The following is a 246-nucleotide window of genomic DNA, read 5'->3' on the forward strand; positions in this document are numbered from 1 at the left end:
CCGGACCACCCCTGGGTGGACAAGCACCCCGAGTGGTTCCACCACCGGCCCGACAACACCATCGCCTACGCCGAGAACCCGCCCAAGAAGTACCAGGACATCTACCCGATCGCCTTCGACCGGGACATGCCCGGCCTGGTCCGCGAGAGCGTGCGGATCCTGCGCCACTGGATGGACCACGGCGTCCGTATCTTCCGCGTCGACAACCCCCACACCAAACCCGTGATGTTCTGGGAACAGGTGATC

1 pseudogene is annotated in these 246 nt (G+C 65.0%); it reads left to right on the top strand.

Going from position 1 to position 246, the window contains the following annotated elements:
* Positions 1-246 (top strand): annotated as a pseudogene (locus tag IO36_RS36220) (alpha-1,4-glucan--maltose-1-phosphate maltosyltransferase); the annotation flags it as partial.

The organism is Streptomyces aureus, assembly GCF_000725495.1.
GTDB lineage: Bacteria > Actinomycetota > Actinomycetes > Streptomycetales > Streptomycetaceae > Streptomyces > Streptomyces aureus_B.